This window comes from Citrobacter sp. MGH105 (assembly GCF_001037485.2).
In the GTDB taxonomy this organism is placed as follows: Bacteria; Pseudomonadota; Gammaproteobacteria; order Enterobacterales; family Enterobacteriaceae; genus Citrobacter; species Citrobacter portucalensis.
This window is the reverse complement of sequence record NZ_CP073048.1, coordinates 4,365,319-4,392,316: the sequence shown is the minus strand read 5'-3', so window position 1 is coordinate 4,392,316 and position 26,998 is coordinate 4,365,319. Positions and strand designations below refer to the sequence as shown.

Annotated in this window: 28 protein-coding genes and 3 tRNA genes; 15 read left to right on the top strand and 16 right to left on the bottom strand. The window is 52.0% G+C overall.

Going from position 1 to position 26,998, the window contains the following annotated elements:
- Positions 1-10: 10 nt before the first annotated feature.
- From opgB to SK35_RS21060, 6 genes are all read right to left on the bottom strand, one after another.
- Entirely contained in the window at positions 11-2,302 is a 2,292-nt protein-coding gene (gene opgB, locus SK35_RS21085; protein WP_008786114.1) for a phosphatidylglycerol--membrane-oligosaccharide glycerophosphotransferase, read from the bottom strand.
- 230 nt (positions 2,303-2,532) lie between these two features.
- Complete coding sequence (locus SK35_RS21080) at positions 2,533-3,024, bottom strand: DUF2501 domain-containing protein (protein ID WP_048215003.1); 492 nt, start codon at positions 3,022-3,024, stop codon at positions 2,533-2,535.
- Positions 3,025-3,094: 70 nt separating this feature from the next.
- A complete protein-coding gene (gene dnaC, locus SK35_RS21075; RefSeq protein ID WP_003019133.1) occupies positions 3,095-3,832 on the bottom strand; it encodes a DNA replication protein DnaC in 738 nt (245 codons plus the stop codon).
- A gap of 2 nt (positions 3,833-3,834) precedes the next feature.
- Positions 3,835-4,374 (bottom strand): primosomal protein DnaT, encoded by a 540-nt coding sequence (gene dnaT, locus SK35_RS21070; protein ID WP_008786116.1) that lies wholly within the window; start codon positions 4,372-4,374, stop codon positions 3,835-3,837.
- A gap of 125 nt (positions 4,375-4,499) precedes the next feature.
- Entirely contained in the window at positions 4,500-4,973 is a 474-nt protein-coding gene (locus tag SK35_RS21065) for a threonine/serine exporter (protein ID WP_048215002.1), read from the bottom strand.
- Entirely contained in the window at positions 4,964-5,740 is a 777-nt protein-coding gene (locus SK35_RS21060; protein ID WP_048215001.1) for a threonine/serine ThrE exporter family protein, read from the bottom strand. Before SK35_RS21060 ends, SK35_RS21065 begins: the two co-directional genes overlap by 10 nt.
- A gap of 458 nt (positions 5,741-6,198) precedes the next feature.
- Here SK35_RS21060 and SK35_RS21055 point away from each other — a divergent pair, with 458 nt between their 5' ends.
- Both SK35_RS21055 and bglJ read left to right on the top strand, forming a co-directional pair.
- Complete coding sequence (locus SK35_RS21055; RefSeq protein WP_048215000.1) at positions 6,199-6,924, top strand: helix-turn-helix transcriptional regulator; 726 nt, start codon at positions 6,199-6,201, stop codon at positions 6,922-6,924.
- Positions 6,885-7,562: a DNA-binding transcriptional activator BglJ gene (bglJ, locus tag SK35_RS21050; protein ID WP_048214999.1), complete on the top strand. Its 678-nt coding sequence runs from the start codon at positions 6,885-6,887 to the stop codon at positions 7,560-7,562. Before SK35_RS21055 ends, bglJ begins: the two co-directional genes overlap by 40 nt.
- Before the next feature lie 57 nt (positions 7,563-7,619).
- On the opposite strand, the gene SK35_RS21045 is transcribed toward bglJ, so the two are convergent.
- Positions 7,620-8,078 carry a YbaK/EbsC family protein gene (locus SK35_RS21045; RefSeq protein ID WP_003830001.1) on the bottom strand — a complete coding sequence of 153 codons (459 nt, stop codon included), beginning with the start codon at positions 8,076-8,078 and terminating at the stop codon, positions 7,620-7,622.
- 365 nt (positions 8,079-8,443) lie between these two features.
- Here SK35_RS21045 and SK35_RS21040 point away from each other — a divergent pair, with 365 nt between their 5' ends.
- Positions 8,444-9,787, top strand: coding sequence for a PTS sugar transporter subunit IIC (locus tag SK35_RS21040; protein WP_048214998.1), 1,344 nt, complete (start codon positions 8,444-8,446; stop codon positions 9,785-9,787).
- Positions 9,788-9,816: 29 nt separating this feature from the next.
- Here SK35_RS21040 and fhuF read toward each other — a convergent pair whose 3' ends face one another.
- On the bottom strand, positions 9,817-10,605 hold the full coding sequence (gene fhuF / locus SK35_RS21035; protein ID WP_032942310.1) for a siderophore-iron reductase FhuF: 789 nt from the start codon (positions 10,603-10,605) through the stop codon (positions 9,817-9,819).
- Between the two features lie 108 nt (positions 10,606-10,713).
- The gene (locus SK35_RS21030; protein WP_048214997.1) at positions 10,714-11,790 is read right to left on the bottom strand and encodes a diguanylate cyclase; all 1,077 of its coding nucleotides are present in this window, start codon (positions 11,788-11,790) and stop codon (positions 10,714-10,716) included.
- Positions 11,791-12,045: 255 nt separating this feature from the next.
- On the opposite strand from SK35_RS21030, the gene SK35_RS21025 reads away from it, so the two are divergent.
- Positions 12,046-12,282: a DUF1435 domain-containing protein gene (locus SK35_RS21025; protein ID WP_003019100.1), complete on the top strand. Its 237-nt coding sequence runs from the start codon at positions 12,046-12,048 to the stop codon at positions 12,280-12,282.
- Positions 12,283-12,321: 39 nt separating this feature from the next.
- Here SK35_RS21025 and SK35_RS21020 read toward each other — a convergent pair.
- From SK35_RS21020 to rsmC, 4 genes are all read right to left on the bottom strand, one after another.
- A tRNA-Leu gene (locus SK35_RS21020) sits at positions 12,322-12,407 on the bottom strand.
- Positions 12,408-12,439: 32 nt separating this feature from the next.
- A tRNA-Leu gene (locus SK35_RS21015) sits at positions 12,440-12,525 on the bottom strand.
- Positions 12,526-12,553: 28 nt separating this feature from the next.
- Positions 12,554-12,640, bottom strand: a tRNA-Leu gene (locus SK35_RS21010).
- Positions 12,641-12,862: 222 nt separating this feature from the next.
- Positions 12,863-13,894 (bottom strand): 16S rRNA (guanine(1207)-N(2))-methyltransferase RsmC, encoded by a 1,032-nt coding sequence (gene rsmC, locus SK35_RS21005; RefSeq protein WP_048214995.1) that lies wholly within the window; start codon positions 13,892-13,894, stop codon positions 12,863-12,865.
- 103 nt (positions 13,895-13,997) lie between these two features.
- On the opposite strand from rsmC, the gene holD reads away from it, so the two are divergent.
- The 8 genes from holD (at position 13,998) to SK35_RS20965 (ending at position 20,385) form a co-directional block, all read left to right on the top strand.
- Positions 13,998-14,411: a DNA polymerase III subunit psi gene (holD, locus tag SK35_RS21000; RefSeq protein ID WP_003829988.1), complete on the top strand. Its 414-nt coding sequence runs from the start codon at positions 13,998-14,000 to the stop codon at positions 14,409-14,411.
- Positions 14,380-14,826, top strand: coding sequence for a ribosomal protein S18-alanine N-acetyltransferase (gene rimI, locus SK35_RS20995; RefSeq protein ID WP_003829985.1), 447 nt, complete (start codon positions 14,380-14,382; stop codon positions 14,824-14,826). Before holD ends, rimI begins: the two co-directional genes overlap by 32 nt.
- A 14-nt stretch (positions 14,827-14,840) precedes the next feature.
- A complete protein-coding gene (gene yjjG / locus SK35_RS20990) occupies positions 14,841-15,521 on the top strand; it encodes a pyrimidine 5'-nucleotidase (RefSeq protein ID WP_008786125.1) in 681 nt (226 codons plus the stop codon).
- A gap of 92 nt (positions 15,522-15,613) precedes the next feature.
- Positions 15,614-17,203 (top strand): peptide chain release factor 3, encoded by a 1,590-nt coding sequence (gene prfC / locus SK35_RS20985; RefSeq protein ID WP_003829982.1) that lies wholly within the window; start codon positions 15,614-15,616, stop codon positions 17,201-17,203.
- 308 nt (positions 17,204-17,511) lie between these two features.
- Positions 17,512-18,129: a molecular chaperone OsmY gene (osmY, locus tag SK35_RS20980; protein WP_048214994.1), complete on the top strand. Its 618-nt coding sequence runs from the start codon at positions 17,512-17,514 to the stop codon at positions 18,127-18,129.
- Positions 18,130-18,256: 127 nt separating this feature from the next.
- Positions 18,257-18,418: a DUF1328 domain-containing protein gene (locus SK35_RS20975; RefSeq protein WP_003019081.1), complete on the top strand. Its 162-nt coding sequence runs from the start codon at positions 18,257-18,259 to the stop codon at positions 18,416-18,418.
- 120 nt (positions 18,419-18,538) lie between these two features.
- A complete protein-coding gene (locus SK35_RS20970; RefSeq protein ID WP_048214993.1) occupies positions 18,539-19,612 on the top strand; it encodes a patatin-like phospholipase family protein in 1,074 nt (357 codons plus the stop codon).
- On the top strand, positions 19,609-20,385 hold the full coding sequence (locus SK35_RS20965; RefSeq protein ID WP_048214992.1) for a metal-dependent hydrolase: 777 nt from the start codon (positions 19,609-19,611) through the stop codon (positions 20,383-20,385). The genes SK35_RS20970 and SK35_RS20965 overlap by 4 nt, the downstream gene beginning before the upstream one ends.
- On the opposite strand, the gene SK35_RS20960 is transcribed toward SK35_RS20965, so the two are convergent.
- The 3 genes from SK35_RS20960 to SK35_RS20950 form a co-directional block, all read right to left on the bottom strand.
- The gene (locus tag SK35_RS20960; RefSeq protein ID WP_187426962.1) at positions 20,375-20,698 is read right to left on the bottom strand and encodes a hypothetical protein; all 324 of its coding nucleotides are present in this window, start codon (positions 20,696-20,698) and stop codon (positions 20,375-20,377) included. The genes SK35_RS20965 and SK35_RS20960 overlap by 11 nt on opposite strands.
- A gap of 69 nt (positions 20,699-20,767) precedes the next feature.
- Complete coding sequence (locus SK35_RS20955) at positions 20,768-21,631, bottom strand: YjjW family glycine radical enzyme activase (protein ID WP_008786131.1); 864 nt, start codon at positions 21,629-21,631, stop codon at positions 20,768-20,770.
- On the bottom strand, positions 21,603-23,153 hold the full coding sequence (locus SK35_RS20950) for a YjjI family glycine radical enzyme (RefSeq protein ID WP_048214990.1): 1,551 nt from the start codon (positions 23,151-23,153) through the stop codon (positions 21,603-21,605). Before SK35_RS20950 ends, SK35_RS20955 begins: the two co-directional genes overlap by 29 nt.
- A gap of 261 nt (positions 23,154-23,414) precedes the next feature.
- Between SK35_RS20950 and deoC the strand changes: the two genes are divergently transcribed.
- From deoC to deoB, 3 genes are all read left to right on the top strand, one after another.
- Positions 23,415-24,194 carry a deoxyribose-phosphate aldolase gene (deoC, locus tag SK35_RS20945; protein WP_003019042.1) on the top strand — a complete coding sequence of 260 codons (780 nt, stop codon included), beginning with the start codon at positions 23,415-23,417 and terminating at the stop codon, positions 24,192-24,194.
- A 135-nt stretch (positions 24,195-24,329) separates the two neighbouring features.
- Entirely contained in the window at positions 24,330-25,652 is a 1,323-nt protein-coding gene (gene deoA, locus SK35_RS20940) for a thymidine phosphorylase (RefSeq protein ID WP_048214989.1), read from the top strand.
- Positions 25,653-25,703: 51 nt separating this feature from the next.
- The gene (gene deoB / locus SK35_RS20935) at positions 25,704-26,927 is read left to right on the top strand and encodes a phosphopentomutase (protein ID WP_003019037.1); all 1,224 of its coding nucleotides are present in this window, start codon (positions 25,704-25,706) and stop codon (positions 26,925-26,927) included.
- Positions 26,928-26,998: the final 71 nt, after the last annotated feature.

The following is a 26,998-nucleotide window of genomic DNA, read 5'->3' as shown; positions in this document are numbered from 1 at the left end:
GCCTTTCATGTTACGAACCCTGAGCCACTACTTTGATTTCAACCATCCCGATCCCCAGCTTACGCGGTGAGTGACCGAGAATATTGCCCTCGTTGGTGGCGACCGGATCGGGTGGAACAATTACCAGCGTATCGGCATCCGCCGGGTTATCAAAATGTAAGGTGGTGGTGCTGACATCATGGCCTAACACCAGCGTCTGCTCCTCGTTGCCAACGCGCACGGGGATCGGACGATTGGCATTGTCACCGAAGGCTTTCGCGGTAATGACCAGATCGAATTTCTTCGGTAGCGGGGCTTTGTACTCAATCGTTACTTCTTCGCTGAGCTGCGCATTGGACCAGCGTCCCCAGGATTCGGGGCGTGAAATGCCGCTAAACTGTTTGACCTCTTCCGGCGCGCCCGCCACGTTGAAAACGAAGCTATCTGCTTTGTAGCGAATGTCGTTATCGACAATTTTCAGCGTATCGACGTTACCTTTATAGCGCTCCATGTCGATTACCGTGTCTTTAAATACGGTTTTACTTTTCCACTTGGCTTTATCGACGTGCTGTACGATTTGCTGTCCGCCCAGCTGCCCCTGTGATACGCACCAATCGGTAGAGAGTGCCAGCTCCGGCGCCCACAGTTGTGCCATTTTGTAGCAGCGATCGACCCAGACGAAGTTATCGCGTGGGGCGAAATCTGCCAGTTGGAAGCGCAGCGGGGCCGAGTATTCGCTTTCCGGCAGCGGCTCGACGCGTTTGTCCGATACTCGCAGCAGCAGCGGCAGGCGGAAATGACTGCCGGAGAAAGAGATCATATTTTTGTCCTGGTCGACGGTGAACTCTTTCATCTCTTTCGGGAAATTCCACAGGCGAATGATATCGGGCTTCCACGCCAGCATTTTTTCTTTGATGTTCAGGAACACTTCCGAGACGGATTCGCTCGACAAGCTGCTGCGGCCAAGGCCGATAAAGTTATCGCCGCCGAGAATATCCAGTACCGTTGCGCCGTTATCCATCGTGTTACGCTTTACCGCCAGCGTGTCCTGTTGCGGTTGATCGCCGCGCAGTACGAAGAACAGGTTGTTGCGGTCCTGCTTGTTCAGATACTTCCATGCGGTGTTGTTCATCGCCAGATGATCGGAAGACACCACGATAACGGTATCTTTAAACCACGGCGATGCTTTGATTTTATTGATAAATTCGGCAATGTTTTCCTGGCTGCAGCTGACCGCGCTGAACGATTGGTTGGCCTTCCCGTCGATGTCATAACGTTTACGGTTGCAGCTACGGGAGATAAATCCATCCGGATGATGGGTATCCACGGTCAGGGTAAACAGTGAAAAACGCTGGCCCGAGCGCGAAAGCTCTTCGAATTTTTTCCACGCTTCGTCCAGCACGGTATCGTCGTAGAAGCCCCAGTCGTTACGATAGGTCGGGTCCGCCACCACGCTTTTTAACTCTTCCGCACCATACAGATGGTCAAAGCCGTGAGATTTCAGGAACACGTCTTTGCCAGCAAAGCGCAGGTTGGCACCCTGCACAAAGTAGTTCTGATAGCCGGAGTTTTTCAGGATATCGCCCAGACAAATATTGTTAGGGAAGAAGCTGGAAACCGATGCAGAGGCGTTGCCTTCAAACGGCGCAAACAGCGGAATTCCGCACTGGGAGGCGACCATGCCCGCGATGGTGTAATCCGTACCCGGCAGCTGCATGGTGTTGCTGAAATCCAGACCTTCGTTTTTCAACGCGCCGAGTTCCGGGGTCAGATCCGGGAATGCGTCGTTATTAAAATAGGTGCGTTCGAGGCTCTCACCGTAGATATACACCAGGTTCAGCTTCGGATTGGGAATGGTTTTCGATGGCTCTTTATAATACGTCGGGAAATCCGGATCGCCATCGCGTGACTGCGACTTCACGAGTTCGGTTATCTGATGAAATGCCGGGCTGGCGTCAACGGAGGCCAGCGCCAGCAGCAGGGCCAGCAGACTGTAACCCACATGATGTGGATGATGGCGACGGCGGCGTAGGATCCAGCCGAGAGCGACAAAAACGGTCGTCAGCGCCAGCGCGATCCCAACGCCCGGCAGAATATATTTGCCGATACCCGCGCCGGTCAGGCTGTTGGTCAGCGTATAGAGAACCGCGTCATTGATCCCGTCGCCGGTGAAATAGTCACTGGCATAAAGCGTGATATTCAAGACAATAAAAATCCCCAGCACCGTTAACGTGGCGGCAAACCACCAGGTGTTGCGACCCGCTTTCCAGGCATAAATCAGCACTGAAGCGAGAAACAGAGTGATGGAGATTAATTCTGACAACGGTCGATCCTCAGTAAACCGGGCAACTGCCTGGCAGGCTAATCATTTGGTGAGAGAACAATGTAATAGCGTTGTTACATTGCTGCAATTGTAGTGACATTAAATTACGTTGTTATTCAGAATTGGTTTAGATATGCGCGTTTTTGTGGGGAAAGACTGTTTATTTGGAATGTGAATGTATTGTCGAAAACAAATAGATGCCGCGCAGGTTATACGCGGCATGTCGTGCGTCAGGAAATGAAGTTCATGCCCTGTTTTAACACCAGATCGCAGGCCTTGGTTTTTACCTGCTTCGCCAGCGAGCTGTTGCCAATTGTGTTCAGGTCCAGCTGTTGACCATCTTTGGCGTTGAGCAGCCCCTGAATCCCGTCCATATAGTTGGTGTCTTGCTTCTGCTCAGGCGCGCTGAGTCCCAGTTTATCCAGTACCTGGTTTTTGACGTTTTGCGCGTCGGTGACCGAGGCCAGTTTCTGTTTAGCGCAATATTCCAGGATCCCGGCGGCGTTATTCATGCTGCTTGAGGTCAACGACTGATTGCTGCCATTCAGCAGGCTGGTCAGGGAAGAGAGCGACGAGCTGCCCTGCGAGCCGGAGCTTTGTTTGCTCAGTTCGCTGGCCGCGCTGGAGAGCGAATCCTGCCAGGAGGCGGCAAAAACGCTGGTGGAGATGAGCGTGCTGGCGGCAAGCGCACAGCACAGCAGACGTTTGGTAGTTTTCATCATTATATGCAACTCGTGTTATGCCTTTTCAGCGCAGTATAGCGCTGGCAGTCTTAGGATTGGTCCTAATACCTTAATACTCTTTCCCGGTTACCCGACTACGGTAGCTTTCCCAGTTAAAAATGACCCACAGACTGTTGCCAAGGCGCATACGATCCATCACGCGCTCACCCAGCAGCTTGTTCATTTCATCCATATTGCTGTTAGTTAACATGCCGGTCGGACGTTTTGAGGATGAACGGCGATCGACGATCTGATTAATGATCACTTTTTCATAGCGGGATTCGGTCTGCATGCCGATCTCGTCGATCACTAGCAGATCCACATTGCTCAGATCGTTGAGCAGCTGTTCTTCGCTGGTTTCACGATTACTGAACGTTTCTTTCATCGCCGACATGATATCGGCCACGGTAATGATCAATACCGACTTGCCGCGCAGTAGCAGTTCGTTGCAGATGGCGGCGGCTAAATGGTTTTTGCCGGTGCCGGGTTTGCCGGAGAAGATAAAGCTGGCGATGTTGCCGTCAAACTCTTCAACATACTGGCGGGCTTTGCTCAGGGCGTTCATCTGACCTTCGCACTCTACCCGATAGTTTTCGAACGAACAGTTCTGATGCAGCGGACGGATACCGGAACGGTTGAATGTGCGCTGCATTTTCATAGCCCGGTTTTCGCGGGCCAGCGCTGCGGCACGAATTTCACCTTGCTCTTTTTGCCATGCCAGCAGTTCTTCGCCCGTTTTAAATGCGGGCTCGACATTAGGTGGCATCATTTTTTGCAGACGTTTCATCAGGTCGCCAACGTTTTTCATCGTTATCCTCTAAAACCCGGTGGAATGTGGCTGTCAGGTTCACTGACGCTGTTCACATCGCGCTTTGGCATTCCGCCATTGCTGGCCCGTCCAATCTGAATGCTGCGCGCCAGTTTTTGCTGCCACTGAATATGGTGAAAGACTTTTCCTTCAGCCTGCCAGTAGGCAACAAATGAGGCCAGCTCTTCAGCAGTAACCGGCTCTCTCAACGCTACACCCCATAAAGCAGCCTGACGCTGAAAGTCGGCATCAGGCTGCCAGGCAGCGTACATCGCAAATTTCCCCATTGGTACGGCAACGGGAGCGGCTTGCGGCTCTTCATAAAATTGATCATCCAATGTCACATCGCTTCCCGGGCGTGACAGTTTCTCCTCAAGCGCCAACAGCTCAGCCAGTCTCGCAGGCGTCACCGCGTAAAATGCTGGTGCATTGTTAGCGAATACGGCTACGGCGCCACCCGCAGACTTGGCCAGCACGGCGTGGTGATCGTGTAGTAAGGCGTCAATGCTAGTGACGTCTGGCGTCAAAATTTTGCAGGGCATAATGTTTCTCAATACTGAACAACAACCGAGAAGGGGACTGCTTTTATAGTAACACAGAGAAGAAGGAGAGCAGCAGATGAGGGGGGAGATTCCCCTCTCTGCATGGTATTAAAGAAAGTGCACCGTCAAACGCGTGGGCGTTTGCGATACAGCCATAATCCTGGCACGGATAGCCCGATGGAGAGCGCACCGACAATCGATGAGGCTTTCAGGAAATTGGTCAGCAGGGTGATCATCAGCGCTTCGCTGTAGCCAAAATGACCGATTTTTACCGCCGAGATCATGGCGGTGTAGGCGGAGATCCCAGGGAACATCGGGATCACTGCCGCAACGGTAAAGACTTTCGGATGCGCCAGATACCAACGCGACCACTGGATCCCAATGCAGCCGACCAGCAGCGACGCCATAAAGGTTGACCATTCGATATTAAATCCTGCGCTCATCATTACCATTCGCGAACCGTGGCCGAGCGCTCCGAGTACCGCACACCAGGGGAGCGCCCGATGAGGGACATTAAATACCATGGCAAAGCCTACCGCCGGGATTGCCGACAGGATCATGTCCTGCATTAACGCCAATATGAAATCGATCACGCCCATCCGCGCAGCCCCCATAAGGTCATCGACATGACTACGCCAATGCAGGTTGCCAATGTCAGCAAACTGGCAATTGCCCAGCGGGCGAGCCCGGTATTAATGTGTCCCTTAAACATATCCGCGACGGAGTTGATCAGCGGAAAGCCCGGAACCAGCAGCAGCACGCTGGCAGCCATGGCGATGGTTGGGGTGTGGTTAAACGTCGGTAGCGTTAGCAGCAGACCAGAAATCGTTGTCGCCACAAACGCGGTGATGCAAAAGTTGATTTGTGGGTGCAAATGCCGGGATGCCAGAATCTGACGGATATACATTGCCACCATGCTGGCGAAAAAAGTAATCACCGCACCATCCCATCCGCCGTTATTGAGCTTACAAAAGCAGGCGCAGGACAAGCCGACCATGAAGGCGACCAGCCATCTTGGATAGCGTAGCGGCTTAATCTGGCTAAAGCGTTTCTCTACCCCTTTAATATCCAGCAGTTTATGTTCCGCCAAAATGACAATGTGCTGCACTTCCGTCACGACGTGCATATTAATGCCGCGATCCTGATTTTTTCGCGTTGATGTCAGGCATTGCCCGTCTTTAATGGTGGTCAGGACGATAGCGTTAGAGGAGATGGCGCTTTCTACGCTATCCATGCCAAGTGTCAGCCCGAGGCGGGTAGATAACTCGTCAACCAGAGCGCTTTCTGCCCCATGCTGAAGTAAAAAAAGTCCGCATTGAATACATAACCGTGTAACCGTTCGCTGTGACGACTGCTCTGTTTGCATGGCTCGCTCTGACTGAAAAGGATCTCTTTGAGTGACGAATGTCTTCTTTTTATCATGAAGCATGAGCCCGCTGGCTCTGGCTAAGATCAATCTTTGTGTCGAAAAAAGACACAGGTGATACTGTTGTGGCATCTTAACGCTCCCGTTCGCTAAGGTACGAGGGGGAGACATGATTGAAATGTAGCGTTATTTTCCCGGATGGCAAATACGTAAGCCATGCTAACGATCTATTGTAGTTATTATAATTGTACAGATAATGTATTTATACGTAATTGTGCAATAATAGCTTAGAATTTGGCGCTATTTGGATGGTGCTGTCAATACTTTTTGAAATAAATACCAAGGATAACAATTCACCCCGCTTATTGTTCGGAGTATTCTCCTGTGAGTTAAGATTATTAATCTATCCGGGAGAGTTTAATTAAGTACGATTGCGGACTGGTGAGTGTGGAGGGGATATGTTGCCAGGACGCTGCAAAAACGCAATTATTATTAGTAAATCACCGATTATACAAACTGGGCTTAAAGGCGTAATGCAAGCGCAGTTCGCCGATTACGAACTTACCTACTGTCGTTCTGTTGAAGAACTGACGTTATTACAGCTACGGTGTGCTGATTTGGTAATTGCTGATTTAACCGGAGACTGCAATCATCCACGTTCAGTTTGCGAACAATATTATTCTTTATTATCTCAATACCGTGATATTCATTGGGTATTTCTCGTATCTCGTATTTTTTATCCTCTGGCTGTTGAACTACTGATGTGTTCTGTCAGTTCGCTGCTCTCTGACGCCGAGCCGATTGAAAGTTTAGTGAATGTCATTCACGCAGGAAATACACGAGCAGAGAGAATAAGCAAGGCGCTGCTCTTTCCGCCTGCTATGCCGCAATTGTTAGACCATAGCGCACGATCTATCGTTCTCACTCTCTCTGAAAGAAAAGTATTGCGCCTCCTTGGGAAAGGCTGGGGGATTAACCAGATTGCGGCGTTGCTGAAGAAAAGTAATAAAACAATCAGCGCCCAAAAGAATAGCGCTATGCGTCGCTTGTCGATAAATAGCAATGCAGAAATGTATGCCTGGATAAATAGTTCTCAAGGATCGCGAGAACTTAATTTACCTTCAGTTTATGGAGAAACCACGGAATGGAAAGCAGAATCATCAAAAGAAACGTTGCACTGGTAGAAAAGTGCACGATGAGCAGCGTGGGTATTAAGAGTTTATTTAATACCATGCCGGATGACCAATATAAACTTCATCTCTTTTCAAACCAGCCCGCTTTTAGCCAGGCAATGTTAAAGATGTCGTTTTCGGCAGTTATTTTTTCCCTCTCTGCAATCAGAACCGATCGTAGGGCAGGGTTGGCCTATTTAACGGAGCTGGCGATAAATTATCCGCGGATTCGCCGTGTGGTGATTGCCGATGATGATGCTGAAGCGCGTTTAATTGGTTCCCTGTCCCCCTTGCCGTTAGATGGCGTTGTGAGTAAAGCTTCTTCGTTAACGGTGTTGCAGGACGCGTTATTTACGGCGTTAAGCAGCCCTGGTCGGGGAACCGAAGGCACGAAAAACCATTGGTATATTAATCAAAGCCGTATGCTCAGTCCGACAGAACGAGAAATACTGCGCTTTATGTCGAATGGCTATTCGATGCCACAGATTGCTGTTCAGCTTGAACGGAACATCAAAACCATTCGGGCACACAAATTTAATGTGATGTCCAAACTGGGGGTCAGCTCGGATGCCGGGTTATTGGATGCCGCTGACATCCTGTTGTATCTGCGTGCTGGCGAGCCAGCGCCTTTTATGCAGGCGGTTTCATGACGGACAACATTGACGTGTTTCTTGCCGGGCTTGGTCGCAGGTTTAGCGTGTGAAACATTACTGACACACGTCAACCCAGGTGGCAGAAGTCAGTTCAGCCATCCTTTCAGGCGTGATGCGAACTGCGCTGTGGATGGCACCTGCGGCAGGCAGCACTTCAGCGTAGTGCTTCAGAGAAACATCACAGTACACTGATATCGGTGTTTCTAATCCGAAGGGGCAAACGCCGCCAACGGGGTGCCCCGTCGCGTTCACGACCTCATCACTACTTAACATTCGGGCTTTGGCACCGAACGTACTCTTTAGCTTTTTATTATCCAGTCGGGCATCGCCTTTTGCCACGACCAGGATGATATCGTTCTTCACCTTTAGCGAAAGTGTTTTCGCTATTTGGCCAGGTTCAACGTTATGGGCTTTTGCTGCCAGATCAACGGTTGCTGTGCTCTGGTTTAATTCGATGATCTCGATATCTGGTGCATGTTGCGCCAGGAATTGGCGTACTGATTGCAAACTCATTCTTCTCTCCCTATCGCTTACAGATAGCCCTGCACAGCAGAAAACTTCAGGATGTAATTTGTCATAGGGGCAACCACACTGTAAATATTTTATTGTAACAACATAGCAACATTGGCAGTTTTTCGATCGTCTTCACAATCAAAGAAACCGGTTACAGTAACCGGTTGCAGAATGCTGAAATGACGATTAATACTGAAGTTGTCACTTCCTCTGTATCACATAATAAGAGCCATCTATGAAACTTAACTCGAAAAGCGGTAGTGCTGTTGTTCCTCCCGGCACGGTTGCGAAAAGTAGTAATGGGCTTTACGTGGTGGTGTTGATTCCAGCACGGTTGCAGGGTTTTGCACAACGGGAGAACGGCTATGTCTACTAACCATGCTGTGTTTAACGTGATTATCCGCTTTGTTGAAAATTACGTCAGCCCTGTTGCCGGGCGCATCTCTTCACAACGACATGTAATGGCCATTCGCGACGGTTTTATTTCGGCGATGCCTTTTATGATTGTAGGCTCTTTTCTGCTGGTTTTTGCCTATCCGCCTTTTTCTCCGGATACCACCTGGGGATTTGCTCGCGCGTGGCTGGATCTGGCAAAACAGTTTGAAGGCCAAATCCTCACACCGTTTGATATGACGATGGGGATTATGTCGGTCTACATATGTGCGGCTATTGCTTATAACCTGGGCAAGCACTATGTGAAGTCCCATCAGTTAGATCCGTTTATGTGTGCGATGCTATCAATCATGGCTTTTTTGCTGATTGCCGCGCCAAAAACCAAAGGCACAATGCCGGTTGATAGCCTGGGAGGAACGGGGATTTTCACCGCCATCCTGGTGGCCATTTACTGTGTTGAAATGATGCGCTTCCTGAAGGCGCACAACATCGGCATCCGTTTACCCGATCAGGTGCCGCCGATGATCAAAAACTCTTTCGATCTGCTGATCCCGGTGCTGGTGGTAGTACTGACGCTGTACCCGCTGAGTCTGGTGATACAGTCGCAGTTTGACATGCTGATCCCTCAGGCCATTATGGCCATCTTTAAACCACTGGTGTCGGCTGCAGATTCTCTCCCGGCGATACTTCTGGCGGTATTGATTGGACATCTATTGTGGTTTGCGGGTATTCACGGCGCGGCAATTGTGTCGGGAATGCTGCAAATGTTCTGGCTAACTAATCTTGGGATGAACCAGTCGGCGCTGGCGCAGGGCGCGCCGTTACCGCATATCTTTATGGAAGCGTTCTGGACGTTCTTTATTGTGGTCGGAGGGTCAGGTGCAACGATGGGGTTGGTGATTTGCTATCTGCGTAGTCGTTCGGCTCATCTACGCTCGATTGGGCGTCTGAGCGTAGTCCCCAGCATTTTTAATATTAACGAACCGGTGATTTTTGGTACGCCGATTGTCATGAACCCGGTGTTTTTTATCCCCTTCCTGATGGCCCCAATGGTGAATGCGGTACTGGCCTGGGCGGCGATGAAACTGGATTTAATTGGGCGGGTCATTTCAGTGGTTCCCTGGACAGCACCGGCACCGGTTGGCGCGGCATGGGCATTAGGCTGGGATTATCGTGCGGCTATTCTGGTGGTGCTGTTGGCGCTGGTGTCGGCCGTTATCTACTTCCCATTCTTTAAGGTCTACGAAAAGCAGCTATTGGCGCAGGAAAAAGAAGAAGCGCAGCGTATGGAAGAGGAAAACCAGCAGGTTGCATAAATATCTGGCGAGGGGCTACGGCTCCTCGCTTACTTCAGCGTGCAGTCTCCGCATTGCTGAACGTCAGGCAGGCGATAGCGTTGGCAGCAGGTTCTGCGTACTAACAGCCCCTCGCGCGGAACAACGGTTCGCCACAGAGGGTTATCCTGACCGCAGGAGAGTTGTTTCTCAAAAAAGCAGGTCTGGCGCAGCGTGGTCAGCAGTTCCTCACCTAGCAACGGCTTCATTTCCGTTAAATACCAGTGAATTAAATATCCGGTGTTGCTCCAGATAAGCTTCGCGTTGATCTCGCCCGTCGCTTCCAGCGCCTGCACAACCGGCGTCAGCGCTGAGAGAATCAGCGTTTCCATGCGTTGTTGAGGGGACAGAGCTGTTGCCTGGTGATCCTGATGGACGTCGATCCAGAAGCAGGCCGCACGGCCCGTTTCGTGAAACTCTACGCGCATATGTTCAGGAGAGACGTCGATAGCCTCTTTTTGCGTCAGTAGGGCCACCATTAACGGAGGCATCATCAGGCCGATATACCATTGCGCCCAAAGAGAAATCAGGGGCTTATTTTCGCGGGGTAGCGTGGGTTGGTTGCGATAGATATGGTCTGAATAAACGGCCAGCAGCGAGCTAAGCGTCGCCGGTTGCGTCCATTCATGCAGCGTCATTGCACCTGGCACAGGCGTTTCGTCAAGACGAATGAAGTCCAGCAGGTGCTCGCGAGTTTTGGCTATCGTTGCGCGTACGGCAGCAGCCAGCGAGGGCATCTCTGAGGGGAGATGGCTACGCCAGATGACATCTTCAACGATCGGTGCGGAACGATAAGCCATGTCGATATAAGGATGTTAATCTTAATGATAATGATTGCTAATCCTATAATTGACATTGAGCGATGGCAAGATCTTTGTCGCCATCCCGAGCGGCAGCGCACAGAAAGCTCAGGTAGAGGGGCAGTTTACCCGCAGCTCATCGCTGACCAGCGTATTGTTACGTCCAAGATTCTTGGCCTCATAAAGGGCTTTATCCGCTTTGGCGATAGCAGCATCAATATCCTGTTCTACCAGAGGTGCAATGCCGATACTGACGGTTACGTTGGTTGCCACGCTCTCATTAAACATGTGAGGGATTTTAAGATCGTACACTTTCTGGCGGATACGTTCGGCGGCAGCCTGGGCCTGCTGTGGATCGACCGCGGTCAGCAAAATCATAAACTCTTCACCGCCAAAACGCGCCACCACATCCCGGGAGCGTACGGAGTCTCGGATGGCGGCAGAAACACGGATCAACGCCTGGTCGCCCATCATATGTCCGTAATGATCGTTATAGGATTTGAAATGGTCGATATCCAGCAGCAGAACGAAGTGCCTCGAATTACTCAGAGCCAACAGCGTATCGAGCCGGTGTTGCAGCCCCCGGCGATTATACAAACCGGTTAGCGGGTCGAGCATGCTGAGCCCGTTCAGGGTTTCCCTTTCCTCCAGCAGTTTGTACATCAGTTGCTGAGCGAATCCATCGTAGCGCTTTTGTATCACATGCTGGATGGCGATACCGGCCATAGGCAGCGCCATAAAATAGAAAATCCGCAAACCATGTTCGCTGCCGTTAAGCCATAAACAAACGGCGACGGAGGGGAGTGAGTGGAGCGTAAACGCGATGATATTATTGGCAAAAGCGATAGAGCCAATAAACAGTACGCTGAGCAGCGCTATTAACAGGAAATAATAATCATTCTGACCTAGAGCATTATATTTCAAGAATATATGTAACGCCCATAACAAGCCAAAAACGATTGAAATAAAAGGGAGATTAATTCTTTTATCCGCGTATTTCCCATGCCATACCAGCAGCAGTGTACTCATCACCAGCATCAGCAACGTAGGTACTGATAAGGCTTTGACCGTAAACAGTGGGAAAAAAAGCGTAAACAGCGCGGAGACTGCGTTGAGCAGCAGAAACAGTCGTAAAGAGAGTTGGTATTTTTTTGTGCGCAGAGTTCGCCAGGATTGTACTGTCATAGGTAAATATTGTTAGTTATCTGCAATGTACGAAGGTGTGTTGGTAAATAAAACAAATAACGAACGGGGTATCATTCGCAGAGGTTTTTATTGTTTTTAGTTGAAGAGCTAACCGGTGAGCAATTTATCACCTTGGATTATTCATGTCATCAATCGTTAAGTAAAACTCATATAATTGATAGTGCTTCACGGCTGACAAATGAGAAATTTTATCATATGATATTGGTTATCATTATCAATTTCATAGGTGAAATCATGTTGCAACGTACGCTGGGCAGTGGATGGGGTGTTCTGCTGCCGGGAATGCTGATTGCCGGGATGGCATATAGCGATCTGTCGGTCTACGTATGGAAGGTGATGATTGTATTAGGATTACTGCTGACTTCGCTCATGCTGTACCACAAACGTTTACGGCACTTTGTTTTGTTACCTTCATGCGCGGCACTGATTGGTGGCATTGTTTTGGTAATGATGAACTGGAATCAGGGATGAACAAAACAGAGAAGGAAATCGAGAGGGAAATAAGATAATTGGTGCGAGGGGGGGGACTCGAACCCCCACATCCTAAGGACACTAACACCTGAAGCTAGCGCGTCTACCAATTCCGCCACCTTCGCACAGTCATCTTATTTTTTTGATATCGCCTCGTTGGTGCGAGGGGGGGGACTCGAACCCCCACATCCTAAGGACACTAACACCTGAAGCTAGCGCGTCTACCAATTCCGCCACCTTCGCCCAGTGCGAGCAATATCAACGTGGATTATGGTGCGAGGGGGGGGACTTGAACCCCCACGTCCGAAAGGACACTAACACCTGAAGCTAGCGCGTCTACCAATTCCGCCACCTTCGCATACCATCGACACTCAAAAAGTATCGTTACCACGGGGGCGAATTCTAGAGATTTTATGCAGGGCGTCAACAGTTAATTTTCGAACTTAACGTGATTGCCGAAAAAAAAGGCGTTTCTTCGGTTTTTGGCGTTTTATGCAGGCCGGATAAGCGATAGCGCCATCCGGCGTTGCTCGGTGTCACGCCGGATGGCGGCGTAAACGCCTTATCTGGCCTACAGCCGTTAGGCTTTTTTCGCCTGGCGCGTCATCACAGTGCGATAGACCTTGAAACGCCCGGTCTGCGCGATAACTTCATGGAAGCCAAACACTTCATCCAGAACCTTCGGATAAGGCAGGAAGGCGTTCGCCACAATACGCAGTTCACCACCGCTGTTGAGATGACGCACTGCGCCACGAATCAGCGTTTGTGCGGCATCAAGGCTGGTCTGCATACCGTCGTGGAACGGCGGGTTGGAGATGATCATATCAAAACGACCCGTCACGTCAGAAAAGACGTTACTGGCGATGACGTCACCTTCAATGCCGTTGGCTGCAAGCGTTGCGCGGCTGGCTTCAACGGCGGCGGCGCTAACATCGCACAGGGTTAAGCGCACTTTCGGCGAGTGGCTGGCTAAGGCGACGGAGAGAACGCCTGCGCCACAGCCGACATCCAGCACTTTGCCTTTGGTGTGCGGCGTCAGCGTGGAGAGCAGCAGTTGGCTGCCAATATCCAGACCGTCACGGCTGAAGACGCCCGGCAGCGTTTTGATGGTCAGATTTTCTGTCTGGTATTCATCCCAGTATTTTTCTGCATCAAAGACCGGCTGTTTTTCCAGACGACCGTGGTACAGGCCACAGCGACGTGCGCTGTCGACTTTGTTTAACGGTGCGTATTCGGCCAGCATCTGCTCTGCGCTACGTACGCCGCTGCGATTCTCGCCGACAACAAAAATATCGGTGCCCACCGGTAACAGCGACAGAATGTTCATCAACTGGAACTGGGCTTCCGGCTTATTCTTCGGCCAGTAGTAGATCAGCGTATCGCTATCGGCAACGTCATCGGCCTGCGCGACGAGGCTGAAGCGGACGTTGTCGCCCATCTGGCGGTTAAGCACCTGCCAGTGGTGAAGTTGCTGGGTGTGCGCACGGCTGGCGGCGCTTTCAAAATGGGCAGGCAGGTCATCCTGCAAATCACCGGCAAACAGAATACGGCTTTGTTCGAAATCATCACTGTGGCGCAGCAAGACTTCACTTGCCGGGGTAAAAGCAGACATGGAATGCTCCTTAAATTGTACAGCGGGGGATTATAGTTGTTTGATGGCACGGATTCGACAAATTTGCTATATTTGCGCCCCTGATAGACAGGAGTGTTTCGCTATGACATCCCGACGAGACTGGCAGTTACAGCAACTGGGCATTACGCAGTGGTCGTTGCGTCGTCCTGGCGCACTGCAGGGCGAGATCGCGATTTCCATTCCTGCGCATGTCCGTTTGGTGATGGTTGCTGCACAGTTACCCGCGCTAACCGAACCGTTGATCAGCGATATTTTACGCGCATTAACCGTTAGCCCGGATCAGGTTTTACAACTGACGCCTGACCGTGTCGCCATGCTGCCGCAAGGCAGTCGCTGTAATAGCTGGCGGCTGGGAACCGAAGAGCCGCTGCTGCTGGAGGGCGCTCAGGTCGAGAGTCCTGCGTTTAATGAATTACGGGAAAACCCAGCGGCACGCGCCGCGTTATGGCAACAAATCTGCGCATATGAACACGATTTCTTCCCTCGAGCCGACTGATTTACCCGCAGCATTTCAGATTGAAAAACGCGCCCACGCTTTTCCGTGGAGTGAAAAAACATTTGCCAGCAACCAGGGCGATCGCTACCTCAATTTTCAGTTGAGGGTTGACGACGTGATGGCCGCCTTTGCAATCACGCAGGTCGTACTGGATGAAGCGACGTTGTTCAATATCGCCGTCGATCCTGACTTTCAGCGCCGGGGCCTGGGACGTGAGCTGCTGGAGCATCTGATCGATGAGCTGGAAAAGCGTGGCATTTTGACCCTGTGGCTTGAAGTGCGCGCCTCGAATGCGGCCGCTATCGCGCTGTACGAAAGCTTAGGCTTTAACGAGGCGACGATCCGTCGCAACTACTATCCAACGGCCGATGGACACGAAGACGCCATCATCATGGCGTTGCCAATCAGCATGTAAGATAAGGTGTAATGATGAAGAAGTGGGACTGGATTTTCTTTGATGCCGACGAAACGCTGTTTACGTTTGACTCGTTTACCGGCTTACAGCGGATGTTTCTCGACTATAGCATTACCTTTACCGCTGAAGATTTTCAGGACTACCAGGCCGTGAATAAACCGCTGTGGGTGGATTACCAAAACGGCGCGATTACCTCATTACAACTGCAGCATGCCCGTTTTCAGAGCTGGGCCGAACGCCTGAAGGTTGAACCGGGCCAGCTTAATGACGCATTCATCAATGCGATGGCGGAGATCTGCTCACCGTTGCCGGGGGCAGTTTCTCTGCTCAATGCGATTCGTGATAAAACAAAAATCGGTATCATTACTAACGGTTTTACCGCGTTGCAGCAAATCCGACTTGAGCGGACGGGGCTGCGCGACTATTTCGACCTGCTGGTGATTTCTGAGCAGGTTGGGGTGGCAAAACCCGACCCCCGTATTTTTGACCATGCGCTGGAGCAGGCGGGTAATCCGGACCGTTCTCGCGTGCTGATGGTGGGTGACACCGCAGAGTCCGATATTCTTGGCGGCATTAACGCCGGGCTATCCACCTGCTGGCTAAATACGCACCACCGCGAGCAGCCAGCGGGCATTCAGCCGACCTGGACCGTAGCGTCATTAAGCGAACTGGAGCAGCTCCTGTGTAAACACTGATTGCCTCCCCCCCGTTGATGGGTAAAATAGCCGCAATTTTTCGTATTCAACTTGCCCGGCCCGTTGCCGTGCTTACCTAAGAAGATTTGACTATGACGTTGTCTCCTTATTTGCAAGAGGTGGCCAAACGCCGCACTTTTGCCATTATTTCTCACCCGGATGCCGGTAAAACGACAATTACTGAAAAGGTACTGTTATTCGGACAGGCCATTCAGACCGCCGGTACGGTAAAAGGCCGTGGCTCCAGCCAGCATGCAAAATCTGACTGGATGGAAATGGAAAAGCAGCGTGGTATCTCCATTACCACCTCTGTGATGCAGTTTCCGTATCATGACTGCCTGGTGAACCTGCTGGACACCCCGGGGCACGAAGACTTCTCCGAAGATACCTATCGTACTCTGACGGCGGTGGACTGCTGCCTGATGGTTATCGATGCTGCAAAAGGCGTCGAAGATCGTACCCGTAAGCTGATGGAAGTTACCCGTCTGCGCGATACGCCGATCCTGACCTTTATGAACAAACTCGACCGTGACATCCGCGATCCGATGGAGCTGCTGGATGAAGTCGAGAACGAACTGAAAATCGGCTGTGCGCCAATCACCTGGCCGATTGGCTGCGGTAAGTTGTTCAAAGGTGTCTATCACCTTTATAAAGATGAAACTTACCTGTATCAGACCGGTAAAGGCCACACCATTCAGGAAGTGCGTGTTGTTAAAGGTCTGAACAACCCGGAACTTGATGCTGCCGTGGGTGAAGACCTGGCGCAGCAGCTGCGTGACGAGCTGGAGCTGGTGCAGGGCGCGTCCAACGAGTTCGACCATGAGCTGTTCCTCGCGGGCGAAATCACCCCGGTCTTCTTCGGTACCGCGCTGGGTAACTTCGGCGTTGACCATATGCTGGACGGCTTAGTGGAGTGGGCGCCTGCGCCGATGCCGCGTAAAACCGACACCCGCGTCGTCGAAGCCTCAGAAGAGAAGTTCACCGGTTTCGTGTTTAAAATTCAGGCCAACATGGACCCGAAACACCGTGACCGCGTGGCGTTCATGCGTGTGGTATCCGGCAAGTATGAGAAAGGCATGAAAATGCGCCAGGTGCGCATTGGTAAAGACGTGGTGATCTCCGACGCACTCACCTTTATGGCCGGTGACCGTTCTCATGTGGAAGAAGCGTATCCGGGCGATATTCTCGGTCTGCATAACCACGGCACTATCCAGATCGGCGATACCTTTACCCAGGGCGAAATGATGAAGTTCACCGGTATTCCGAACTTCGCACCGGAGCTGTTCCGTCGTATTCGTCTGAAGGATCCATTGAAGCAGAAACAGCTGCTGAAAGGGCTGGTTCAGTTGTCAGAAGAGGGCGCAGTGCAGGTATTCCGTCCGATCGCCAATAACGATTTGATCGTGGGCGCTGTCGGTGTGCTGCAGTTTGACGTGGTGGTCTCACGTCTGAAGAGCGAGTACAACGTTGAAGCGATTTATGAATCCGTCAACGTGGCGACTGCGCGCTGGGTAGAATGTTCTGACGTGAAGAAATTCGAAGAATTTAAGCGTAAGAACGAAATTCAGCTGGCGCTGGATGGCGGCGATAACCTCACCTATATCGCACCAACCATGGTTAACCTGAATCTCACCCAGGAACGTTACCCGGACGTTCAGTTCCGTAAAACACGCGAACACTAATCGACCTTCCAGGGCACGGTATCCGCCGTGTCCTGCAACTTTTCCTGTCTTTTAAATCCCTTGCGGAATGTTCTTAAAACCTCGCGTTTTTCTTTTGTTTGCCTATTTTTTAATCAATTCTGACTGCGATCACGAAATCGTGAACTATATTTAACAATGTGATGACATAAATATCGGCGTTTAATGCTTTTTAGGCTGCCTGTTGCAGCGTCTATTGCTGATATTTATTCCACTTACAAGATTAGTTGCTGGCTCAAGCCGTTTAACGGCAGAGCATAGCGTTTGGCAAAACATACAGGAATACATCGATGACAATGACAGGACTTAAGATTTCTAAAACGCTGCTGGCCGTGATGCTGACCTCCGCTGTTGCAACGGGTTCTGCTTATGCAGAAAACGCCACGATGGATAAAGCGCAATCCGGCGTCGAAAGTGCGGGGCAGAAAGTCGATAGCTCTATGAACAAAGTCGGTAATTTCATGGATGACAGCACCATCACCGCGAAAGTAAAAGCCGCGCTGGTGGACCACGAAAGCATTAAGAGCACCGATATTTCCGTCAAAACAGATCAAAAGGTGGTGACACTAAGCGGGTTTGTTGAAAGTCAGGCGCAGGCCGAAGAAGCGGTGAAAGTGGCGAAAGGCGTTGAGGGTGTGACCTCCGTTAGCGACAAACTGCATGTGCGTGATAGTAAAGAAACCTCTGTTAAAGGCTATGCGGGCGATACGGCAATCACCAGTGAGGTAAAAGCCAAGCTGCTGGCCGATGATATCGTCCCTTCCCGCAAGGTGAAAGTTGAGACCACCGAGGGCGTAGTGCAACTTTCAGGCACCGTCGATTCACAGGCTCAAAGCGATCGTGCTGAGAGCATCGCCAAAGCGATTGATGGCGTGAAAAGCGTCAAAAACGATCTCAAAACTCAGTAATTAGACTTAATTCGTCCTCCTGACGTTTGTCGGGAGGCGTGTTGTGCACCACACTAAAAATATCGCCGATGAGCAGCCTGAGCGCTCATAACAAGCGGTGACATTAACTATGGTAAAGGAGAAGCGCATGTTTCGATGGGGCATCATATTTCTGGTTATCGCGTTAATTGCCGCCGCACTGGGTTTTGGTGGACTGGCTGGTACCGCTGCAGGCGCAGCGAAAATTGTTTTCGTGGTGGGGATCATTCTGTTTCTGGTCAGCCTGTTTACAGGGCGTAAACGACCCTAGTAAGTAACCCGTAAAGATAACTTGCTACCAAGCCAGTCCAGTGGACTGGCTTTTACGGTTTTAGCGTCAGGCAATTTGCGTTACTTTGTTGTTCTATTACAAAACAACAGGAAGGCAGAGGTGGGGCAGAGAATACCCGTCACGCTCGGTAATATTGCGCCGTTATCGTTACGTCCATTTCAACCAGGCAGTGTGGCGCTGGTGTGCGAGGGCGGGGGACAAAGAGGCATCTTCACCGCCGGCGTACTCGATGAATTCATGCGTGCGCAGTTCAATCCCTTTGATCTCTACTATGGGACGTCCGCCGGTGCGCAAAACCTTTCAGCCTATCTGTGTAACCAGCCTGGTTATGGCCGTAAAGTCATTATGCGTTACACCACCCGCCGTGAGTTTTTTGACCCGGTACGCTTTGTGCGCGGGGGAAACTTAATCGATCTCGACTGGCTCGTGGATTCGACCGCATCCCAGATGCCGCTGGCGATGGATAACGCCGAGCGTTTGTTTGCCGCAGGGAAAGCGTTTTATATGTGCGCCTGTCGGGGCGATGATTACACGCCCGGCTATTTTTCGCCGAACCGGCAAAACTGGCTCGACCTCATTCGAGCCTCCAGCGCGATTCCCGGGTTCTACCGCACAGGGGTTGTATTGGACGGCGTGAACTATCTGGATGGAGGAGTTAGTGATGCCATACCTGTGCAGGAGGCAGCGAAGCAGGGGGCAAAAACGTTGGTAGTGATTCGCACTGTGCCTTCGCAAATGTACTACACCCCGCAGTGGTTCAAACGTATGGAGCGCTGGTTGGGTGAAAGTAGCCTGCAACCGTTTCTGAATCTGGTGCAGCATCATGAGACCAGCTATCGTGCTATCCAGAGTTTTATTGAGAAGCCGCCGGGCAAGCTGCGTATTTTTGAGATCTATCCGCCAAAACCACTCCATAGCATGGCGTTGGGCAGCCGTATTCCGGCGCTGCGGGAAGATTACAAAACCGGACGCCTGTGCGGTCGTTACTTTCTGGCGACAGTCGGCAAGCTGCTGGCGAAAAATGCGCCGCTGCCTCGTCAGACGCCGAAGATTGTGGTGCCGGGGCCGGTGGTAGTTCCTCCCGCGCCGGTGGCCAACGATGCCCATGTGCCAGTGGTGACCAATGCGCCTCAGGCGAACGACACGACGTTTGATAATGAGGATTTGGCGTGAGTTATCGTTTTATCGATACGCATTGTCACTTTGATTTCCCGCCGTTTACCGGAGATGAATCTGCCAGCATTCAGCGCGCGGTGGAGGTTGGTGTACAGAGCATTATCGTTCCGGCCACCCAGGCGGCGAATTTTCCCCGCGTACTGGCGTTAGCGGAAAATTATCCTCCATTGTTTGCCGCGCTTGGTCTGCATCCCATTGTTATTGAACAACATAGCGATGACTGCCTGGACCAGTTGCAACAGGAGCTGGATAAGCGCCCACAAAAGCTGGTGGCGCTAGGCGAGATTGGATTGGATCTGTATCGGGACGATCCGCAATTCGATAAGCAAGAGCGGGTGCTGGAAGCGCAGCTAAAGCTGGCGAAGCGGTATGAATTGCCGGTGATCCTGCATTCGCGGCGTACCCATGACAAGCTGGCGATGCACCTGAAACGTCATACTTTGCCACGAACTGGCGTGGTGCATGGTTTTTCCGGGAGCGTGCAGCAGGCAGAGCGCTTTGTGCAACTGGGATACAAAATTGGCGTGGGAGGCACTATTACCTATCCCCGCGCCAGTAAAACCCGCGAGGTAATAGCGCAACTGCCGCTGGAATCGCTGTTGCTGGAAACCGACGCGCCGGATATGCCGCTCAACGGCTTTCAGGGGCAGCCTAACCGCCCGGAGCAGGTAGTCAGAGTCTTCGACGTCTTATGCGAACTGCGCCCGGAACCTGCGGACGTGATCGCTGACGCGCTGTATCGTAATACCACGGCGTTGTTTAACATGTGATTGGAAGGCGTACCCAGCCTACAAAAGTGTCCGCTTCGTAGGCCTGATAAGCGAAGCGCATCAGGCATATTTTTGCCGGATGGCGGCTGCGCCTTATCCGGCCTACAAAAGTGTGTGCTTCGTAGGCCTGATAAGCAAAGCGCATCAGGCATATTTTTGCCGGATGGCGGCTGCGCCTTATCCGGCCTACAAAAGTATGCGCTTCGTAGGCCTGATAAGCGAAGCGCATCAGGCATATTTTTGCCGGATGGCGGCTGCGCCTTATCCGGCCTACAAAAGTATGCGCTTCGTAGGCCTGATAAGCAAAGCGCATCAGGCATAACTTCGTCGGATGGCTGCTGTGTTTTCTCCGGCCTGCAAATGATGTAGCCGCATCCGGCAATCACAGGTACAGCGCCGGGAAGATCAAATTATCCACCCCGCGCTCGCGCAATCTTTGCGCCAGGTGTTCCACATCCTTCGGCGTGGCACTCGGCCAGTCCTTCGCTTCGCCATACACCCCGTGCGCATGAAAGGCATTCAGCCGTACCGGTACGTCACCGGTGCGTTTGATAAACGTCGCCAGCGCATCGATATGCTGTAGATAATCTTCCTGACCAGGAATAACCAGCAGGCGGAGTTCCGCCAGTTTTCTCTGCCCGGACAAAAAGGTAATACTTTGTTTAATCAGCGTGTTATCGCGGCCGGTAAGCTGCCGATGACACGTGCTGTCCCAGGCTTTTAAATCCAGCATTACGCCGTCGCACACCGGCAGCAGCTTCTGCCAGCCGGTTTCGCTCAGCATGCCGTTGCTGTCGACCATGCAGGTCAGGTGTTGCAACTGCGGATCGGTTTTTATCGCGGTAAATAGCGCCACAATAAAGGGGAGCTGGGTAGTCGCTTCACCGCCACTAACGGTTATCCCTTCGATAAACAGTGACGCTTTACGAATATGTTGCAGCACTTCATCAACGCTCATACTCTGCGCCATCGGCGTGGCCTGCTGGGGGCACATGTGCAGGCAGGTGTCACACTGCTGACACACATCGGACTGCCACCACACTTTCCCCGCGCTCAGGTTCAGCGCCTCATGCGGGCAATGCAGCACACACTCCCCGCAGTCGTTGCAGCGTCCCATCGTCCACGGATTGTGGCAATTTTTACAGCGCAGATTACATCCTTGCAGAAACAGAGCCAGACGACTGCCCGGCCCATCGACGCAGGAGAAAGGAATCAGCCTACTGACTAAAGCGCATCTGCTGTTCATGGCTAATCACGCGAGGTTGTCGTTCCAGAATGCGCGTATTGCGCGCGGCTTCTTCGCCAAGCCAGGTGGTGTTGGTTCGTGACCCTTCGGCGCGATACTTTTCCAGATCTGACAGGCGCACCATGTAACCCGTAACGCGAACCAGATCGTTGCCGCTCACGTTGGCGGTAAACTCGCGCATTCCGGCTTTAAACGCCCCGAGGCACAACTGCACCAGCGCCTGAGGATTACGCTTGATGGTTTCATCCAGCGTGAGAATGTCGCTGATCCCGGCGTGATAAAACGCGTGATGTGGCGCGACGGTTTGCAGATGGGTGATCGGGTCCGGCTCATTGCCGTAAGGCAGGCGTGCCCCTGGCGTGGTGCCGATGTCAGAACTGATGCCCGACTGTGCATGCAGCATCGCGCGCTGCTTCCAGCCATATTTCACCGGGGTGTTTTCGACAAACTCCGCCAGGTAGGCGCTAATACGATAGCCGAGCTGATTGGCGAACTCATCTTTCCCATAGCGCGCATTCTGTCCCGACTTATCGCACAGCAGGTTAACCGCCTCCGCCAGACCATACATCCCGAACATAGGCACAAAACGTTCGGGATCAATCAACCCTTCCTGCACGAGGAAGCTATTCTCAAAGAAATGTGATTTCTCATAGAGGAATTCACATCGTGAATCAATGATGGCGATTTGCTGCTGGCAGTAGTGCGGTAGGGTGCGCGTAAAGAAGTCATCAACAGAGGTGCTGCGCTCTGCGATGGCTTTCAGATTAAGCCTGACCAGCGTGCTTCCACCCCCGGCGAGCGGCAAAGAGTTGTAACAACTGACGACGCCATACTGACCTTTTGTGAAAATTTTATCATTTTCAGGGCCGTTGGAAATATGCGGCTTACTGCACTCGCAGATATTTTGCGCCACGTTGAGCAGCAGATCGTCAGGTGTGATTTGCGGGTCATAAATGAATGTCAGATTAGGCGAGACCTGCTTTAACTCTGCATCTGCGCGTAAAATTGCACGAGTAACTGGTGTATCGGCGGGGCCGATATTGGCATGCATAAACGCGTCTGGCAGGGTTCTGTCGAGATAACGCCAGAAACGTTTTATTCGAATATCGATCTCGTCTTGTGTTAGAATTCTAACATACGGTTGCAGCAGGGCATCGAGCTGACCGAGATAAACCGGCATCGACGTCACTGACGGAACATGGTGGTAAAGAATAGTGAGTAAGGATAACGCGTCATCAAGATCCCTGGCGCCTTCCAGCTCCAGCCACGATGAGCCATTGGCCAGAAAACGCGCGTAATCGGGTAAAACATAGCGCGGTTTGAACGGGGCATGACCTTCGTACATATCGCAGATTACCCCATCATCCAGCGCCTGACGTGCCTGTGCAGGCAGTTGCGGGTAAGGCAGCGCGTTTTCAGCTTCCAGCGCCAGAAAGTGGCGTTTCTGCTCAGGGCTGAGCACTGGGCTGGTCACGATTTGTTGGCAACGCTGTTGCAGCGCGAGTTCGCTTGAAGTGGGCATCGTTGATTCCTTTTTATCCCGAAGGTGTCACGCCATTGTAGAAAGCAACGCCGCCGCAACCTTTGATCCGGATGCGCCTGATGCCACCGCATCCCTTTAGAAAAGGTGATTTATTTGAAGTAGATCTCATTAGAGTAATGCAAATCTGTATGTGGTTTTCATTAACTGTGATGTATATCGAAGTGTAATAGCGAGCGGATGTTAGAATACTAACAAACTCGCAAGGTGAAATTTTATACGGCGATGCCGTTGGAGAATGTTATGACCGATTTAACAGCAAGCAGCCTGCGTGCACTGAAACTGATGGACCTGACTACCCTGAATGATGACGACACCAATGAAAAAGTGATCGCGCTGTGTCATCAGGCGAAGACCCCGGTTGGCAACACTGCCGCAATCTGTATCTATCCGCGTTTCATCCCTATTGCGCGTAAGACCCTGAAAGAGCAGGGCACGCCGGACATCCGCATTGCAACCGTAACCAACTTCCCGCACGGCAACGACGACATCGAGATTGCGCTGGCTGAAACCCGCGCGGCGATTGCTTACGGCGCAGATGAAGTTGACGTGGTGTTCCCGTACCGTGCGCTGATCGCCGGTAACGAGCAGATTGGTTTCGATCTGGTTAAAGCCTGTAAAGACGCGTGTGCGGCGGCAAACGTGCTGCTGAAAGTCATCATCGAAACCGGTGAGCTGAAAGAAGAAGCACTGATTCGCAAAGCGTCTGAAATCTCCATCAAAGCCGGTGCTGATTTCATCAAAACTTCTACCGGTAAAGTGCCGGTCAATGCGACGCCGGAAAGCGCACGCATCATGATGGAAGTGATCCGCGACATGGGTGTTTCTAAAACTGTAGGTTTCAAACCGGCTGGTGGCGTACGCACTGCAGAAGATGCACAGCAGTTCCTGGCGATTGCCGATGAACTGTTTGGCGCTGACTGGGCTGATTCTCGTCACTACCGTTTTGGCGCATCCAGCCTGCTGGCGAGTCTGCTGAAAGCGCTGGGTCACGGCGACGGCAAGAGCGCAAGCAGCTACTAAGCCTTATATTGCCGGAGCTGTAGCGACGTAGGCCGGATAAGGCGTAGCCGCCATCCGGCATTAAGACGACTGCCGGGTGGCGCGTTGCTTACCCGGCCTACAACGGCCTTCTACTCTTTTCCCCTGGGGGTTACCGTGTTTCTCGCACAAGAAATTATTCGTAAAAAACGTGATGGTCATGCGCTGAGCGATGAAGAAATTCGTTTCTTTATCAATGGTATTCGCGACAACACCATCTCTGAAGGGCAAATCGCCGCCCTGGCGATGACCATTTTCTTCCACGATATGACAATGCCTGAGCGAGTTTCGCTGACCATGGCAATGCGTGATTCAGGAACCGTACTGGACTGGAAAAGCCTGCAGCTGAACGGCCCGATTGTGGATAAACACTCTACCGGCGGTGTGGGTGACGTAACGTCACTGATGTTAGGCCCGATGGTCGCAGCGTGCGGCGGCTATATTCCGATGATCTCCGGGCGTGGCCTGGGGCATACCGGCGGTACGCTCGATAAACTGGAAGCGATTCCTGGATTTGACATCTTCCCGGACGACGCGCGCTTCCGTGAAATTATTAAAGACGTGGGTGTGGCGATTATTGGGCAAACCAGCTCGCTCGCACCGGCGGATAAACGTTTTTATGCCACCCGCGATATTACCGCGACGGTGGATTCCATCCCGCTGATTACCGGTTCCATTCTGGCGAAAAAACTGGCGGAAGGGCTGGATGCGTTGGTGATGGATGTGAAAGTGGGCAGCGGTGCCTTTATGCCGACCTACGAGCTTTCTGAAGCTCTTGCTGAAGCGATTGTCGGTGTGGCAAACGGCGCGGGTGTACGTACCACCGCGCTGTTAACCGATATGAACCAGGTGCTGGCCTCCAGCGCAGGTAACGCGGTCGAAGTTCGCGAAGCGGTGCAGTTCCTGACCGGTGAATACCGCAATCCACGTCTGTTAGACGTCACCATGGCGCTGTGCGTGGAAATGCTGATCTCCGGTAATCTGGCGAAAGATGACGCCGAAGCCCGTGCGAAATTGCAGACCGTGCTGGACAACGGTAAAGCGGCAGAGATTTTTGGTCGCATGGTTGCGGCGCAAAAAGGCCCGACCGATTTCGTCGAAAATTATGCGAAGTACCTGCCGACGGCAATGCTCAGCAAAGCGGTATATGCTGATACCGAAGGTTTTGTCAGCGCGATGGATACCCGCTCGCTGGGGATGGCGGTCGTTTCCATGGGCGGCGGTCGTCGTCAGGCTTCGGACACCATTGATTACAGCGTTGGCTTTAGCGATATGGCGCGTCTGGGCGACAGCGTAGACGGACAACGCCCGCTGGCGGTGATCCACGCGAAAGATGAAGCCAGCTGGCAGGAAGCGGCGAAAGCGGTCAAAGCGGCAATTAGCCTTGACGATAAAGCGCCAGAAATTACACCGACAGTCTATCGTCGTATTATCGAATAACTGTATACTGATCTGATCGCTTTTTTGCGGCGCAGATGTATGGAGAACAAGATGAAACGTGCATTTATTATGGTGCTGGACTCCTTTGGTATTGGTGCGACTGAAGATGCGGATCGCTTTGGCGACGTAGGTTCAGACACTATGGGACACATTGCAGAAGCCTGTGCGAAAGGTGAAGCTGACAATGGTCGCAAAGGTCCACTGAATCTGCCTAACCTGACCCGTCTGGGCCTGGTGAAAGCTCACGAAGGTTCTACCGGTAAAATTGCTGCTGGTATGGACGGTAACGCGGAAGTGATTGGTGCCTACGCATGGGCGCATGAACTTTCTTCCGGGAAAGACACGCCGTCTGGCCACTGGGAAATCGCGGGTGTCCCGGTTCTTTTTGATTGGGGTTATTTCTCCGATCATGAAAACAGCTTCCCGCAGGAACTGCTGGATAAACTGGTAAAACGTGCCAACCTGCCAGGCTACCTCGGCAACTGCCACTCTTCCGGTACCGTGATCCTGGATCAGCTGGGTGAAGAGCATATGAAAACCGGCAAGCCGATTTTCTATACCTCCGCTGACTCCGTGTTCCAGATTGCCTGCCACGAAGAGACGTTTGGCCTGGATAAACTCTACGAGCTGTGCGAAATCGCACGTGAAGAGCTGACCGAAGGTGGTTACAACATCGGTCGTGTTATCGCACGTCCGTTTATCGGTGATAAAGCCGGTAACTTCCAGCGTACCGGTAACCGTCACGACCTGGCCGTTGAGCCGCCAGCACCGACCGTGCTGCAGAAACTGGTCGACGAAAAAGACGGTCACGTGGTTTCCGTCGGTAAAATCGCGGATATCTACGCTAACTGCGGCATCACCAAAAAAGTGAAAGCCACCGGTCTGGACGCGCTGTTCGACGCCACCATCAAAGAGATGAAAGAAGCAGGTGATAAGACCATCGTCTTCACCAACTTCGTTGATTTCGACTCTTCCTGGGGACATCGTCGCGATATCGCCGGTTATGCTGCGGGCCTGGAACTGTTCGACCGCCGTCTGCCTGAGCTGATGGAGCTGGTGGGTGAAGATGACATTCTGATCCTGACCGCTGACCACGGCTGCGACCCAAGCTGGACCGGCACTGACCACACCCGTGAACACATCCCGGTACTGGTCTACGGCCCGAAAGTGAAACCAGGTTCTTTAGGTCACCGTGAAACCTTCGCGGATATCGGTCAGACGCTGGCGAGCTACTTTGGTACGTCACCGATGGACTACGGTAAAAACATGCTGTAATACCCGTTGTCTTTCGCGCTGTAGATGCGTTGACTTCATTCGCTCACCCCGGTCACATAGTGAATCTATGC